Consider the following 13,429-nt stretch of genomic DNA (forward strand, 5'->3'; position numbering starts at 1 on the left):
CCGCGCGGCGCCGCCGGGCGGCGCCGCCACCGAGCGGTCGCGACCCGCCGGGCCGCTCGGTACCGTCAAGAGATACGTCGGATACGTCGACACGCGCTCGTCGCACGCTCGACGCACGCCACACTATGCACGCCACCCGGCGCGCGGGTCTCCCCGTCGCCCGCGGCGACGCGATACCGTGGCGTCCCTTTCTCCCCCCTGGGGTTTCCCCGCCCGGGGCGCCGAGGGCGCCGATGACACCGTCGAACGGGGAAGCGGACCCAGGGCCGCCCAGGAGGTTCCGTGGTACAGGCGTACATCCTGATTCAGACCGAGGTGGGCAAGGCTTCGGCCGTCGCCGAGACCATCGGGAAGCTTCCGGGAGTGATTCAGGCGGAGGACGTGACGGGCCCCTACGACGTGATCGTGCGGGCCCAGGCCGACACCGTGGACGAGCTGGGCCGTCTGGTGGTCGCGAAGGTCCAGCAAGTGGACGGCATCACCCGTACCCTCACCTGCCCGGTCGTGCACCTGTAGCCCCCGTCTACGCTGGGGCGGTGACTCCCGCCCGTCCGTCCCGCCACCGCGTCCGCGCGCGTCCCCGCCGCGCGGTCCCGTCTCTTCCGTTCGTCCTCTCCGCGGCCGTGCTGTTCGCCGTGACCGCGTGCGCCGCCGAACGGCCCGAGGTCGCCGTTCCCCGGCCTCCGGCCGAGGAGTCGGCGCTCTGTTCGGCGCTGGACGAGGCGCTGCCGGAGACGGTCGGCGGACACGACCGTTCCGACCCCGAGCCCGCGTCGGCGCTGACCGCCGGCTGGGGTGACGCCGCGATCGTACTGCGCTGCGGGGTGCCGCGGCCCGAGGGGATGAGCGATCCGGCGCAGCAGGGCATCGAGGCGGAGGGCGTCGGCTGGCTGCTGGAGCGGTTGGACGGCGGTACGCGCTTCACGACGACGTTCCGCGCGACCTATGTCGAGGTGTCGATGGACGAGCGGTACGCGCACGACTCGACGCCGCTGGCGCAGCTCGCCGACGCGGTGAAGAGCACCGTCCCGACCGCGGTCCCCGTGCCCTAGGTCATGTCCTGAACGGCGGCCGGGCCCGGGATCACCGGGCCCGGCACCGAACCGTGTCGCTCAGCGCAGGCCCGTGGAGCGGCGCAGGGCGGCGCCGATGAGCAGGTCGATCAGTTCGGGGTACGAGACCCCGGTCTCCTGCCACATCCGCGGGTACATCGAGATCGGGGTGAACCCGGGCATGGTGTTGATCTCGTTGATCACGAACCGGCCGTCCTCGGTGAGGAAGAAGTCGGCGCGGACCAGGCCCTCGCAGCTGGTGGCCTCGAAGGCGGCGACGGCGAGCCGCCGGACCTCGGCGGTCTGCTCCTCGGTGAGGTCGGCGGGGACGACCCCGTCGGCCGAGTCGATGTACTTGGCCTCGAAGTCGTAGAACTGGCCGTCCTGGTCGACGAGGATCTCGGCGGGGACGCTGGCGCGCGGCCCGTCCTCGTACTCCAGCACACCGCACTCGATCTCCCGGCCCCGGACCATCGCCTCGACGATGATCTTGGGGTCGTGGCGGCGGGCCTCCTCGATCGCGGCGTCGAGCCCGTCGGGGGAGCCGACCTTGCTGATGCCGATCGACGATCCGGCGCGGGCGGGCTTCACGAAGAGCGGCCAGCCGTGCTCGTCGGCGAGGGCGAGGAGGCGCTTGCGGGCGGCGCCGGGGTCCAGCTCCCACTCGCGGGGGCGGATCACTTCGTACGGGCCGACGGGCAGCCCGTAGGAGACGAGGACCCGCTTCATGTACTCCTTGTCCTGCCCCACGGCGGAGGCGAGGACGCCGGAGCCGACGTACGGCACCCCGGCCAGCTCCAGCAGGCCCTGGATGGTGCCGTCCTCGCCGTACGCGCCGTGCAGCACCGGGAAGACGACGTCGACCTCGCCGAGCGCCTTGGGTACGGCTCCGGGCTCGTTGTAGACGAGTTCGCGGTTGCCGGGCTCGACGGAGAGCACCACGGCGCCGTCCGCGCCGTCGGTCAGCTCGGTCACGTTCGGGGTGCGCCGGTCGGCGATCGCCATCCGGTCCGGGTCGTCCGCGGTCAGCACCCATCGGCCGTCGACCGTGATGCCGACCGGGATGACGTCGTACCGGCTCCGGTCGATGGCCCGCAGCACGGCACCGGCGGTGACCATGGAGATCCCGTGCTCGGAGCTGCGCCCGCCGAAGACGACGGCCACCCGGGGCCTGCGGCCCTGCTGATCGGAGGTCTGGGGGAGGTTCTCGGTGCTCATATCGTCCTGAGACTACCGTGCGAACCGTCATCCGCCAGGGTCGGCACGGAAGCGGGGTCCCCGGCGACGGGCCCGGGAGCGGGCAGGACCGCGGCGCGCCGCCCGACCGCGTCCGGGACGTGGTGAGTTCGGCGGGCCGCGGTGCCGGAGCCGGAACCCCGCCGCGGGGGCGCCCGCCCCGGTCCGCGGCGGAGACGGTCCGTCAGCGCCGTTCGGGCTTGGCGCTGCGGGACATCAACTCCTTGAGGGCGACCGCGGGCGGCTTGCCCTCGTGGACGATGCCGACGACGGTCTCCGTGATGGGCATGTCGACATCGTGCCGCCGGGCCAGGTCCAGCACCGACTCGCAGGACTTGACGCCCTCGGCGGTCTGCTTGGTGACCGCGATGGTCTGCTCCAGCGTCATGCCCTTGCCGAGGTTGAGCCCGAAGGTGTGGTTGCGCGAGAGGGGCGACGAGCAGGTCGCCACCAAGTCGCCGAGTCCGGCGAGTCCGGCGAAGGTGAGCGGGTCGGCGCCCATGGCGAGGCCGAGCCGGGTGGTCTCGGCGAGGCCGCGGGTGATGAGGGATCCCTTGGCGTTGTCCCCGAGGCCCATGCCGTCGGCGATGCCGACGGCGAGCCCGATGACGTTCTTCACGGCGCCGCCCAGTTCGCAGCCGACGACATCGGTGTTGGTGTAGGGGCGGAAGTAGCGGGTGTGGCAGGCGGCCTGGAGCCTGCGGGCCACGTCCTCGTCACGGCAGGCGACGACGGCGGCGGCGGGCAGCCGCTGGGCGATCTCCCGGGCGAGATTGGGCCCGGTGACGACCGCGACCCGCTCCGACGGCACCCCGGCGACCTCCTCGACGACCTGGCTCATCCGCTTGGTGGTGCCCAGTTCGACGCCCTTCATCAGGGAGACCAGAACGGTGTCGGCTGGCAGCAGCGGCGCCCAGGCGGCGAGATTGGCGCGCAGGGTCTGCGAGGGCACGGCGAGCACCGTGAAGTCGGCGCCGTCCAGCGCCTCGGCGGGGTCGGTGGTGGCGCTCAGCCCCGGGGGGAGTTCGATCCCCGGCAGATAGTCGGGGTTGGTACGGGTGGTGTTGACGGCCTCCGCGAGCTCCGCGCGGCGTCCCCAGAGGGTCACCCGGCAGCCCGCGTCCGCGAGCACCGTGCCGAAGGCGGTCCCCCAGGAGCCGGTTCCGAAGACGGCTGCCTTGACGGGCCGGTCGGCGAGGTGGGCCGATTGTGTCACTGCTGTCCTTCCCCTGCGGCGTTGCGCCGCTGTTCTGCACGGGCCTTGCGGTGGTCCCACGGCTCGTCGGGCGCCTTCTCGCCGCGGATGTCCTCCAGCAGCGCCGTGACGGCGCCCATGATGGCTTCCGTGGCCTCTTTCAGCACCTCGGGCGTGGGCTCCAGATCGTAGAACCTTCTGAGATCCACGGGCGGCCCTGCCTGCACGATCAGGGTCTTCCGGGGGAAGAGGCGGATCTTGTTCTCGGTGGCGTACGGGGGCATCGCGTGGTTCGCGCCCCACTGGGCGACCGGGACGACGGGGGCATGGGTCTCCAGGGCGATCCTGGCGGCGCCGGTCTTGCCGGCCATGGGCCACATCTCGGGGTCGCGGGTGATGGTGCCCTCGGGGTAGAAGGCGACGCACTCCCCCGCCTCGATGGCGTTCACGGCGGCCCGGTAGGCGTCGAGGGCGTTGGTGGATTCCCGGTAGACGGGGATCTGCCGGGTGCCGCGGAGCATCATCCCGACGAACGGGGTGTCGAAGAGGGGGGCCTTCGCGAGAAAGCGCGGTACGCGTCCGGTGTTGTACTGGAAGTGCGCATACGAAAGCGGGTCGAGATACGAGTTGTGATTGACCGCGGTGATGAATCCGCCGTCGGCCGGAATGTGTTCCGTGCCGCGCCAGTCCCGTTTGAACAGAACCAAGAGCGGCGGTTTGGCGATGACCGCCGCCAGGCGGTACCAGAAGCCGATTTTTCGGCGGGACACGCGGACACCCTTTCTTCTGCGGACGCGTACGAGACCGGACGGACTCGTCGGTGCCCCGGGCCGCGGGCCCGGGAGGCGGGGATCAAGTGTCGCCCCGGCCCCACCGTCTGTCGAGAACACCGTACGCCCCGGTCATCGCACCGGAACCGTTCGTGTCACAGGGCCGGGCGACAATGGGAGCCGTGACGCACGGACGGAGAACCGACCTGGACAGCGACGCACGGGCCGCCTGGTCCCTGGTGGTCCCTCTCAAGCCCCTTGCCCTGGCGAAGAGCCGGCTCTCCGGTGCCGTCGCCGACGCCGCCCGGCCGGGCCTTGTGCTGGCATTCGCGCAGGACACGGTGGTCGCGGCGGTGAGCTGCGCGGCCGTACGGGATGTGGTCGTTGTCACGGACGACCCGGTCGCGGGGCGGTTTCTCGCCGAGCTGGGCGCCAGGATCGTGCCGGACGAGCCCGGCGCGGGGCTGAACGCGGCCCTGGCGCACGGCGCCCGTGCGATACGGCGCGCGCGCCCGGGAGCCGCGGTGGCCACCCTCAACGCGGATCTGCCGGCGTTGCGGCCCGATGAATTGTCGCGGGTCCTGACCCGCGCGGCCCTATTCCCCCGTTCTTTTCTGCCGGACGCCGCCGGAGTGGGCACGACTTTGCTGGCCGCCGGGGAAGGCGTCGAATTGCGTCCCGCGTTCGGAGGTGCTTCCCGGCGCCGTCACCGGAAGTCGGGCGCGGTGGAGATCCGGCTGCGGGACGTGGACTCGGTCCGCCGCGACGTGGACACGGGCGCCGATCTGGCCACGGCCCTCCGCCTGGGCGTCGGCCCCCACACCACGGCCCGCCTCACCCCGGCCCCTTGCCCCTGCCCCTGACGGGCCGCACCGCTTGGTGGATACGAAGACCGGTCACCCGCGGCCCACGGGTCGCACCCGAGGAACACCGCGCAAGAGGCACCGCCTCCCCGTAGAGGCGCAGCCACCCTGGTCGGCGGCTAGGCTGCGGGGTATGCAGGCGACCTCGTACACCTACGATCCCGGGACCCGCGCCGGGAGTGTGCTGCTCGACGACGGCACACCCGTCGAATTCGGCGCCGCCGCCTTCGACGCGGGCGGGCTCCGGCTGCTCCGGCCCGGTCAGCGGGTGCGGATCGAGACCGAGGGCGAGGGCGCGGACCTGCGGATCACCCTGGTGACGCTCCAGACGTTCTGACCCCGTACGGGGTCACGGCCGGCGGACACGCCGCGGGCCGGGCTCCCCTGGGGGAGCCCGGCCCGGCGCGTGAGTGGCCCGTGCGGCGAACGCCGCCCACCGGTGACGGCATCGGCCGTCCCGGCGTCCCTACCGCTTGCGCGCGGTGGTCTTCTTGGCGGCGGTCGTACGGGCCGTCGCCTTCTTCGCCGGGGCCTTCTTGGCGGTGGCCTTCTTGGCCGGGGCGGTCTTCTTGGCCGTGGCCTTCTTCGCCGGCGCGGCCTTCTTCGCCGTGGTCTTCTTGGCCGCGGCCTTCTTGGTGGTCGTCGCCTTCTTCGCGGCGGTCTTCTTCACGGCCGCCTTCTTGGCGGGAGCCGCCTTCTTCGCCGTGGTCTTCTTCGCGGCGGCCTTCTTGGCGGTGGCCTTCTTGGCCGCGGCCTTGGCCGTCGTACGGGTGGAAGCGCCGCCCGAGAGGCTGCCCTTGGGGGCCTTCTTCACCGAGACCTCGCCACCACGCGGCAGCTTCTTGGCCCCGCTGACCAGGTCCTTGAAGCCCTGACCCGCACGGAACCGCGGAACGGAGGTCTTCTTGACCCGCACCCGCTCACCCGTCTGAGGGTTGCGGGCGTAGCGAGCCGGCCGTTCGACCTTCTCGAACGAACCGAAGCCGGTGACCGAGACCCGGTCGCCGCCGACGACCGCGCGGACGATCGCGTCCAGCACCGCGTCGACCGCGTCGGCGGCCTGCTGTCGGCCGCCGACCTTGTCGGCAATCGCTTCTACGAGCTGCGCCTTGTTCACGTCTTCCCCTTCGGAGACATTGCCGGACCGAATCTGTCCAGGCTTTTTCGCACGTTAGGCAGATATATACCGCAAATCAAACACGAAACGGGCTAATCACCCTAGTGCCGCAATGAAGTCGACCGCTCATGTCGCCGCATGTCGCTCCTTCACTGGGCCGGGTGTCAGTCGCCTTCGGGGAATCGGCGCTCGTCGATGTCCCGCATCAAGCGGTCCAGACGCCGTGCCGCGTCCGGGAGATCGTGCTTCGCCGCGGCCGTGATGACCAGCAGCTTCCGGGAGAGGGCCACCCTTGTGCCCTCCGGGACTTGCAGTGCGCGCACTACGGCGTGCGCTTCCTTCAATCGGGCCGCGACCACCTCGTACAGGTCGAGTTGGCTGTCGCGTTCCATGCACCGATTGTGCCATCTGAGGCGAGTTGTCGCCCGGCGGGCCCTCAACAGACGACTGCGCCCCCCACCGGACGGTGGGGGGCGCAGTCGGGGATAACCGCTGATCAGACCCGATCAGACCTGAACAGTGGACGGTTTGTGGGCGGGCCGCGAGGACTCGTACGCGGCGATGTCCGCTTCGTTCTGAAGGGTGAGGCTGATGTCGTCCAGACCGTTCAGCAGCCGCCAGCGGGCGTTCTCGTCCAGCTCGAAGGGGGCGGTCAGACCGGCGGCCCGGACCTCGCGGGCCTCCAGGTCGACGGTCACATCGGCGGTGGGGTCGTTCTCCGTCAGCTCCCAGATCGCGTCCACGGTCTCCTGCGGGAGAACGACGGTGAGCAGACCGTTCTTGAGGGAGTTGCCGCGGAAGATATCGGCGAAGCGGGCGGAGATCACGGCCTGGAAGCCGTAGTTCTGGAGGGCCCAGACGGCGTGCTCACGGGAGGAGCCGGTACCGAAGTCGGGGCCCGCGACCAGCACGGTCGCCCCCCGGCGCTCGGGACGGTTGAGCACGAACTCGGGGTCCTTGCGCCAGGCCTCGAAGAGCCCGTCCTCGAAGCCGTCCCGGGTGACCTTCTTCAGCCAGTGGGCGGGGATGATCTGGTCGGTGTCGACATTGCTGCGGCGCAGCGGGACGGCCCGGCCGGTGTGGGTGGTGAAAGCTTCCATGGGTGATCAGACTCCAGCGGGCGTACGGGCGGCGTCGGACAGGTCCGCCGGGGCGGCCAGCCGGCCCACCACGGCGGTGGCGGCGGCGACCTGCGGGGACACCAGATGGGTCCGGCCGCCCTTGCCCTGCCTGCCCTCGAAGTTGCGGTTGGAGGTGGACGCGGAGCGCTCGCCGGGCGCCAGTTGGTCGGGGTTCATCCCCAGGCACATCGAACATCCGGCGTGCCGCCATTCGGCGCCCGCGGCGGTGAAGACCTTGTCGAGGCCCTCCTCGACGGCCTGCAGGGCGACCCGGACCGAGCCGGGGACGACCAGCATCCGGACGCCGTCGGCCACCCGCCGGCCGTCCAGCACGGCGGCGGCGGAGCGCAGGTCCTCGATGCGCCCATTGGTGCAGGAACCTACGAAGACGGTGTCGACCTCGATGTCGCGCAGGGCCTGCCCGGCGGACAACCCCATGTACTCCAGGGCCTTTTCCGCGGCGAGCCGCTCCGATGCGTCGTCGTACGAAGCCGGGTCGGGGACGTTCGCGGAGAGCGGGGCGCCCTGGCCGGGGTTGGTGCCCCAGGTGACGAACGGGGACAGCTCGGTGGCGTCGATGACGACCTCCGCGTCGAAGACCGCGTCGTCGTCGGTGCGCAGCGTCCGCCAGTACGCGACCGCCTCGTCCCACTCCTCGCCCTCGGGGGCGTGCGGACGGCCCCGCAGATACGCGAAGGTGGTCTCGTCGGGGGCGATCATGCCGGCCCGGGCACCCGCCTCGATCGACATGTTGCAGATGGTCATCCGGGCCTCCATCGAGAGCTTCTCGATGGCGGGGCCGCGGTACTCCAGGACGTAGCCCTGGCCGCCGCCGGTGCCGATCCGCGCGATGATGGCCAGGATCAGGTCCTTGGCGGTGACACCCTCGGGCAGCTCGCCGTCGATGGTGATCGCCATGGTCTTGGGCCGGGCCAGCGGCAGCGTCTGGGTCGCCAGTACGTGCTCGACCTGGGAGGTGCCGATACCGAAGGCCAGCGCGCCGAAGGCGCCGTGCGTGGAGGTGTGGGAGTCGCCGCAGACCACGGTGGTGCCGGGCTGGGTCAGACCCAGCTGCGGGCCCACCACGTGGACGACGCCCTGCTCGACGTCGCCGAGCGGGTGCAGGCGTACCCCGAACTCCGCGCAGTTGCGCCGCAGGGTCTCCAGCTGGGCCCGGGAGACCGGGTCGGCGATCGGCTTGTCGATGTCGACGGTGGGGGTGTTGTGGTCCTCGGTGGCGATGGTCAGATCGAGCCGCCGCACCTTCCGGCCGCCCATCCGGAGGCCGTCGAACGCCTGGGGGCTGGTCACCTCGTGCAGCAGGTGCAGATCGATGTAGAGGAGGTCGGGCTCGCCCTCGGCGCGCCGGACGACATGGTCGTCCCAGACCTTCTCCGCCAGTGTCCTACCCATCGGCTTCCCTCCGCCCGGCCACGGTGCCGGCGTTCCTAGACAGCAGGTGCGGACCCGCAGTTCCCTGCCCGCTTCTACAGACTGGCGGGTTCTCGGGAAAATTGAACTTGCGTTTCACAGTGTGAGACGCGAATATCGTTTCATGGACAACTCTAGCGGCGTCGGCGTTCTCGACAAGGCGGCTCTGGTTCTGAGCGCACTGGAGTCCGGTCCGGCCACCCTCGCCGGGCTGGTCGCGGCCACCGGGCTGGCCAGGCCCACCGCCCACCGACTGGCCGTGGCACTGGAACACCACCGGATGGTGGCGCGGGACATGCAGGGGCGCTTCATCCTGGGACCGCGGCTGGCCGAGCTGGCCGCCGCGGCGGGCGAGGACCGGCTGCTGGCCACGGCCGGGCCGGTACTGACCCATCTGCGCGATGTGACCGGCGAGAGCGCCCAGCTCTACCGGCGCCAGGGCGATCAGCGGATCTGTGTGGCGGCGGCCGAGCGGCTCTCCGGCCTGCGGGACACCGTCCCGGTCGGCTCCACGCTCACCATGAAGGCCGGTTCGTCGGCGCAGATCCTGATGGCCTGGGAGGAGCCCGAGCGGCTGCACCGCGGACTCCAGGGCGCCCGTTTCACGGCCACGGCCCTGTCGGGCGTACGGCGCCGGGGGTGGGCCCAGTCCATCGGCGAGCGCGAGCCGGGCGTGGCCTCGGTCTCGGCGCCCGTCCGCGGCCCGTCCAACCGCGTGGTCGCCGCCGTCTCGGTCTCCGGACCGATCGAGCGGCTGACCCGCCACCCGGGGCGGATGCACGCCCAGGCGGTGATCGACGCGGCGGGCCGGCTGAGTGAGGCGCTGCGCCGCAGCGGCTGACCGCTCCCCGCGCCGGAAGTCCGCCTCCCGCTCCCCGTCCACCGTGCCCGGACCGTCCGCCGACGCGTTCCGGTCGCCCCGGGCGGGGAGTTCGCGTACGACGCCCCGAGCCGGAGCCCGAAGCGGGCCCGGAGCCCGAGGAACCCCAAAGAGGAGAGGCCCTCCGCGCGATCGCGAAGGGCCTCTTTCCGTACCCCCGACCGGATTCGAACCGGCGCTACCGCCTTGAGAGGGCGGCGTGCTAGGCCGCTACACAACGGGGGCAAATCTATGATCCAAGGGACAAGCTGGGCTACCAGGACTCGAACCTAGACTAAATGAACCAGAATCACTCGTGCTGCCAATTACACCATAGCCCATGGTGGTTTAGACCAGTACCCCCGACCGGATTCGAACCGGCGCTACCGCCTTGAGAGGGCGGCGTGCTAGGCCGCTACACAACGGGGGCCCTAGCGATCCTGCATCGTGCGCACCGGGAGCGACCCGAAACTGCACGCGGGAAGGATCTGTACCCCCGACCGGATTCGAACCGGCGCTACTGCCTTGAGAGGGCAGCGTGCTAGGCCGCTACACAACGGGGGCTTTGCAGATGAGCTCTGCGAGCTGGCCTACCAGGACTCGAACCTAGACTAACTGAACCAGAATCAGTCGTGCTGCCAATTACACCATAGGCCACCAGAGCGCAACCCCTTCACAGGGGCTTGCTCGGCTTGCGCCGTCCGGTCCGGCCTTTCGGCCCTCTCGGGCGGCGCAGGAAGAACATTACCCGAAGGTGGACGGCGCTCCAAAACGGGTATCGCCCGCCAACAGGCCGGGAAGCTGGCCGAGACCGGTGATCCGGATCAGTTCGGGACGGCCGCCCCGTCCGGTGCGGTCGAGCCAGATTCCCCGCAGTCCCGCCTCGACCGCCCCGCGGGCGTCGATATCGGGCTCGTCCCCCACGTACGCCGCTTCCTCCGGCGGCACCCCGATCGCCGCGCACGCGGTGTGGAACGCCTCCGCGGCGGGCTTGGAGACGCCCAGGTCGGCGGCGCAGACGACGGCCTCGAAGCGGTCCCGGACGCCCAGGGTCCGCAGCTTGTGCTCCTGGACCTCGGACGAGGAGTTGGACAGCACCGCGTGCCGGTAGCCGCTCAGCCGGTCGAGGGCGGGCACGGTGTCCGGGAAGAGGGACCAGGCGGCCTCGTAGTGGACGATGTACCGCCCGAACCAGGCGTCGGCCTCGGCATCGGCCATGTCCGGCCGTCCGGTGAAGGTACGGACCCGGTCGCGGCGCTGGCCGGGGAAGTCCACCTCGCCCGCCGAGAAGCGCGCCCAGTGGTGCACGGTGGCCCGCTGCCAACGGCCGAGGGCCTGCTCGGCGGAGGTGAATCCGTCGAGCAGGCCCTCGGTCCGCAGATGCGCGCGGATCCCGGCGACATCGGCGCCGGCATAGTCGAAGATCGTGTCGTCGACGTCCCAGATGATCGCGCGCAAGGTCATATCCGCAGCCTATGCGTTCGGCGCGGCGGGCTCCCGGGCGATCTTGGCCAGGGCCGCGTCGATTCGCGCCAGGGTGCGTTCGGCGCCCAGGATCTGGAGCGACTCGAAGAGCGGCAGTCCCACGGTGCGGCCGGTGACCGCGACCCGGACCGGGGCCTGCGCCTTGCCCAGCTTGAGGCCGTGGGCCTCACCTGCGGCCAGGACGGCCTCCTTGAGCGCGTCGGCGCTGTCCCAGTCGGCCGCCGCCAGCTTCTCGCGCGCGGTGACCAGCAGCTCGGCCGCCCCCGGCTTCATCGCCTTGGTCCAGGACGCCTCGTCGTCGACGGGCTCGTCGCGGAAGAGGAAGTCGACATTGGCGGTGATGTCGGAGAGCACCGTGAGCCGGGTCTGGGCGTAGGGGGCGATGGCCTCCCAGGCCGCGCGGTCGAACCCGGCCGGCTCCCAGTTCGCGTACGGCGCGTTCAGCCAGGGCTCGCAGGCGGCGGCGAAGGCCGTCGCATCCAGCCGGCGGATGTGGTCGGCGTTGATCGCCTCGGCCTTCTTGAGGTCGAAGCGGGCCGGGTTGGCGTTGACGTCCGCGATGTCGAACTTCTCCACCAGCTCGGCCACCGAGAACACGTCCTGGTCGGCGGAGAAGGACCAGCCGAGCAGCGACAGGTAGTTCAGCAGGCCCTCGGGGAGGAAGCCGCGCTCGCGGTAGAGGTTGAGGGAGGACTGCGGGTCGCGCTTGGAGAGCTTCTTGTTGCCCTCGCCCATGACGTACGGCAGATGCCCGAAGGCCGGGATCTCCTTGGCCACGCCCAGGTCGATCAGCGCCTGGTAGAGCGCGATCTGCCGGGGGGTGGAGGAGAGCAGGTCCTCGCCGCGCAGAACGTGGGTGATCTCCATCAGGGCGTCGTCGACCGGGTTGACCAGGGTGTACAGCGGGGCGCCGTTGGCCCGGACGATGCCGTAGTCCGGCACGTTCTCCGGGGTGAAGGTCAGCTCGCCGCGGACCAGGTCGGTGAAGGTGATCGGCTCGTCGGGCATCCGGAACCGGACGATGGCGGACCGGCCGTCGGCCTCGTACGCGGCGCGCTGCTCGTCGGTCAGGTCGCGGCACTGGCCGTCGTAGCCCGAGGGGCGGCCCGCGGCGCGGGCGGCCTCGCGGCGGGCGTCCAGCTCCTCGGTGGTGCAGTAGCAGCGGTAGGCGCGCCCGGCGGCCAGCAGCCGCTCGGCGACGTCCGCGTAGATCCCCATCCGCTCCGACTGGCGGTACGGCGCGTGGGGCCCGCCGACCTCGGGGCCCTCGTCCCAGTCGAGCCCGAGCCAGCGCAGGGAGTCGAGCAGCTGGCGGTACGACTCCTCGGAGTCCCGGGCCGCGTCGGTGTCCTCGATGCGGAAGACCATGGTGCCGCCGTTGTGGCGGGCGAAGGCCCAGTTGAACAGGGCCGTGCGGACCAGACCCACATGGGGGTTGCCGGTCGGCGAGGGGCAGAAACGTACGCGGACGTTCGGGTTAGCCACGCTTGATCACCTTGTTGGCGAGAGTGCCGATGCCTTGGATGGTGACGGCGACCTCGTCGCCGACATTGAGCGGTCCGACTCCGGCCGGGGTGCCCGTGAGGATCACGTCGCCGGGCAGCAGGGTCATGGCCTCGGAGATGTTGACGACCAGGTCCTCGATCGAATGGATCATGTCGCGGGTGGAGCCGAGCTGGCGCTGTTCCCCGTTGACCGTGCACTGGATCACGAGGTCGCCGGCGGCGGCCGGGTCGAGACCGGTCTCGACCCAGGGGCCGAGGGGGCACGCCCCGTCGAAGCCCTTGGCCCGGGCCCACTGCTTCTCCCGGCGCTGGACGTCACGGGCGGTGATGTCGTTGGCACAGGTGAAGCCGAGGACGACCTCGGCGACCCGGTCCCGGGGGACGTCACGGCACATCCGGCCGATCACCACGGCCAGCTCCGCCTCGTAGTGCACCTCGTTCGAGAACGAGGGATAGCCGATCGGGTCGCCGGGCCCGATCACCGAGGTGGAGGGCTTGAAGAAGGCGAAGGGCTCGGCGGGGGGCTCGTGGCCCAGCTCCGCCGCGTGCTCGGCGTAGTTCCGCCCGAAGGCCACGACCTTGCTCGGGAGCACCGGCGGCAGCAGCCGTACCTTGTCCAGCGGGACCTTGGTACCGGACAGCTCGAAGTCCGCGAACGGCACGCCCTTGATGATGTCGAGGACGAGCCCGTCGGGGGCCTCGCCCTCGACCGCGCCGAAGGCCACATGGCCGTCGATGGAGAATCTGGCGATGCGCACGGGATGCGGCTGCCCCTCTGTAGCTGGTGACACTGCT

The 13,429-nt window shown here is 71.1% G+C and carries 15 protein-coding genes and 5 tRNA genes; 5 read left to right on the forward strand and 15 right to left on the reverse strand.

All coding sequences use genetic code 11. The features are described 5' to 3' along the window. The first annotated feature begins 282 nt into the window (after positions 1 to 282). Together ACFXG1_RS18280 and ACFXG1_RS18285 are read left to right on the forward strand one after the other, a co-directional pair. Positions 283 to 516 (forward strand): Lrp/AsnC family transcriptional regulator, encoded by a 234-nt coding sequence (locus tag ACFXG1_RS18280; RefSeq protein ID WP_384717018.1) that lies wholly within the window; start codon positions 283 to 285, stop codon positions 514 to 516. A 20-nt stretch (positions 517 to 536) separates the two neighbouring features. After that, positions 537 to 1,052, forward strand: a complete 516-nt coding sequence (locus ACFXG1_RS18285) for a DUF3515 domain-containing protein (protein ID WP_384717015.1) — start codon at positions 537 to 539, stop codon at positions 1,050 to 1,052. A 60-nt stretch (positions 1,053 to 1,112) separates the two neighbouring features. Here ACFXG1_RS18285 and ACFXG1_RS18290 read toward each other — a convergent pair whose 3' ends face one another. The 3 genes from ACFXG1_RS18290 to ACFXG1_RS18300 all read right to left on the reverse strand — a co-directional run bounded on the left by ACFXG1_RS18290 (position 1,113) and on the right by ACFXG1_RS18300 (position 4,253). Beyond that, positions 1,113 to 2,270 (reverse strand): D-alanine--D-alanine ligase family protein, encoded by a 1,158-nt coding sequence (locus ACFXG1_RS18290; protein ID WP_384717012.1) that lies wholly within the window; start codon positions 2,268 to 2,270, stop codon positions 1,113 to 1,115. Positions 2,271 to 2,472: 202 nt separating this feature from the next. Next, positions 2,473 to 3,504, reverse strand: coding sequence for an NAD(P)H-dependent glycerol-3-phosphate dehydrogenase (locus ACFXG1_RS18295; protein WP_384717009.1), 1,032 nt, complete (start codon positions 3,502 to 3,504; stop codon positions 2,473 to 2,475). Next, the gene (locus ACFXG1_RS18300; protein ID WP_384717007.1) at positions 3,501 to 4,253 is read right to left on the reverse strand and encodes a lysophospholipid acyltransferase family protein; all 753 of its coding nucleotides are present in this window, start codon (positions 4,251 to 4,253) and stop codon (positions 3,501 to 3,503) included. Before ACFXG1_RS18300 ends, ACFXG1_RS18295 begins: the two co-directional genes overlap by 4 nt. 182 nt (positions 4,254 to 4,435) lie before the next feature. Between ACFXG1_RS18300 and cofC the strand changes: the two genes are divergently transcribed. Both cofC and ACFXG1_RS18310 read left to right on the forward strand, forming a co-directional pair. After that, positions 4,436 to 5,116: a 2-phospho-L-lactate guanylyltransferase gene (gene cofC / locus ACFXG1_RS18305; protein ID WP_384717004.1), complete on the forward strand. Its 681-nt coding sequence runs from the start codon at positions 4,436 to 4,438 to the stop codon at positions 5,114 to 5,116. 133 nt (positions 5,117 to 5,249) lie between these two features. Beyond that, positions 5,250 to 5,453 (forward strand): hypothetical protein, encoded by a 204-nt coding sequence (locus ACFXG1_RS18310; RefSeq protein ID WP_384717001.1) that lies wholly within the window; start codon positions 5,250 to 5,252, stop codon positions 5,451 to 5,453. 129 nt (positions 5,454 to 5,582) lie between these two features. Here ACFXG1_RS18310 and ACFXG1_RS18315 read toward each other — a convergent pair whose 3' ends face one another. The 4 genes from ACFXG1_RS18315 to leuC form a co-directional block, all read right to left on the reverse strand. Further along, entirely contained in the window at positions 5,583 to 6,233 is a 651-nt protein-coding gene (locus tag ACFXG1_RS18315) for an HU family DNA-binding protein (RefSeq protein WP_384743539.1), read from the reverse strand. 164 nt (positions 6,234 to 6,397) lie between these two features. Next, positions 6,398 to 6,625, reverse strand: coding sequence for a hypothetical protein (locus tag ACFXG1_RS18320; RefSeq protein WP_384718321.1), 228 nt, complete (start codon positions 6,623 to 6,625; stop codon positions 6,398 to 6,400). A gap of 114 nt (positions 6,626 to 6,739) precedes the next feature. Continuing rightward, on the reverse strand, positions 6,740 to 7,333 hold the full coding sequence (gene leuD / locus ACFXG1_RS18325; RefSeq protein WP_384718323.1) for a 3-isopropylmalate dehydratase small subunit: 594 nt from the start codon (positions 7,331 to 7,333) through the stop codon (positions 6,740 to 6,742). A gap of 6 nt (positions 7,334 to 7,339) precedes the next feature. Next, a complete protein-coding gene (gene leuC, locus ACFXG1_RS18330; RefSeq protein WP_384718325.1) occupies positions 7,340 to 8,767 on the reverse strand; it encodes a 3-isopropylmalate dehydratase large subunit in 1,428 nt (475 codons plus the stop codon). 142 nt (positions 8,768 to 8,909) lie between these two features. Between leuC and ndgR the strand changes: the two genes are divergently transcribed. Further along, positions 8,910 to 9,626: an IclR family transcriptional regulator NdgR gene (gene ndgR / locus ACFXG1_RS18335; RefSeq protein ID WP_384743543.1), complete on the forward strand. Its 717-nt coding sequence runs from the start codon at positions 8,910 to 8,912 to the stop codon at positions 9,624 to 9,626. 191 nt (positions 9,627 to 9,817) lie between these two features. Here ndgR and ACFXG1_RS18340 read toward each other — a convergent pair. The 8 genes from ACFXG1_RS18340 to ACFXG1_RS18375 all read right to left on the reverse strand — a co-directional run bounded on the left by ACFXG1_RS18340 (position 9,818) and on the right by ACFXG1_RS18375 (position 13,392). Then, positions 9,818 to 9,890, reverse strand: a tRNA-Glu gene (locus ACFXG1_RS18340). Positions 9,891 to 9,913: 23 nt separating this feature from the next. Next, positions 9,914 to 9,985: transfer RNA gene (locus ACFXG1_RS18345), tRNA-Gln, on the reverse strand. A gap of 16 nt (positions 9,986 to 10,001) precedes the next feature. Next, a tRNA-Glu gene (locus ACFXG1_RS18350) sits at positions 10,002 to 10,074 on the reverse strand. A 61-nt stretch (positions 10,075 to 10,135) separates the two neighbouring features. Then, a tRNA-Glu gene (locus ACFXG1_RS18355) sits at positions 10,136 to 10,208 on the reverse strand. A gap of 21 nt (positions 10,209 to 10,229) precedes the next feature. Continuing rightward, positions 10,230 to 10,301: transfer RNA gene (locus ACFXG1_RS18360), tRNA-Gln, on the reverse strand. An 87-nt stretch (positions 10,302 to 10,388) separates the two neighbouring features. Further along, positions 10,389 to 11,108, reverse strand: a complete 720-nt coding sequence (locus tag ACFXG1_RS18365; protein WP_384743546.1) for an HAD family hydrolase — start codon at positions 11,106 to 11,108, stop codon at positions 10,389 to 10,391. Positions 11,109 to 11,117: 9 nt separating this feature from the next. After that, on the reverse strand, positions 11,118 to 12,614 hold the full coding sequence (gene gltX / locus ACFXG1_RS18370) for a glutamate--tRNA ligase (RefSeq protein ID WP_384720180.1): 1,497 nt from the start codon (positions 12,612 to 12,614) through the stop codon (positions 11,118 to 11,120). Beyond that, positions 12,607 to 13,392 carry a fumarylacetoacetate hydrolase family protein gene (locus ACFXG1_RS18375; protein WP_384720183.1) on the reverse strand — a complete coding sequence of 262 codons (786 nt, stop codon included), beginning with the start codon at positions 13,390 to 13,392 and terminating at the stop codon, positions 12,607 to 12,609. Before ACFXG1_RS18375 ends, gltX begins: the two co-directional genes overlap by 8 nt. Between the last annotated feature and the right edge of the window lie 37 nt (positions 13,393 to 13,429).

The sequence above is a fragment of the Streptomyces sp. NPDC059248 genome (genome assembly GCF_042753905.1).
Classification (GTDB): Bacteria; Actinomycetota; Actinomycetes; order Streptomycetales; family Streptomycetaceae; genus Streptomyces.

Excerpts from the sequence above, each read along its gene's own strand:
- ACFXG1_RS18290 (WP_384717012.1), bottom strand. The coding sequence starts at position 2,270 with ATGAGCACCGAGAACCTCCCCCAGACCTCCGATCAGCAGGGCCGCAGG.
- leuD (WP_384718323.1), bottom strand. The coding sequence starts at position 7,333 with ATGGAAGCTTTCACCACCCACACCGGCCGGGCCGTCCCGCTGCGCCGC.
- ACFXG1_RS18365 (WP_384743546.1), bottom strand. The coding sequence starts at position 11,108 with ATGACCTTGCGCGCGATCATCTGGGACGTCGACGACACGATCTTCGAC.
- ACFXG1_RS18320 (WP_384718321.1), bottom strand. The coding sequence starts at position 6,625 with ATGGAACGCGACAGCCAACTCGACCTGTACGAGGTGGTCGCGGCCCGA.
- ndgR (WP_384743543.1), top strand. The coding sequence starts at position 8,910 with ATGGACAACTCTAGCGGCGTCGGCGTTCTCGACAAGGCGGCTCTGGTT.
- ACFXG1_RS18310 (WP_384717001.1), top strand. The coding sequence starts at position 5,250 with ATGCAGGCGACCTCGTACACCTACGATCCCGGGACCCGCGCCGGGAGT.
- leuC (WP_384718325.1), bottom strand. The coding sequence starts at position 8,767 with ATGGGTAGGACACTGGCGGAGAAGGTCTGGGACGACCATGTCGTCCGG.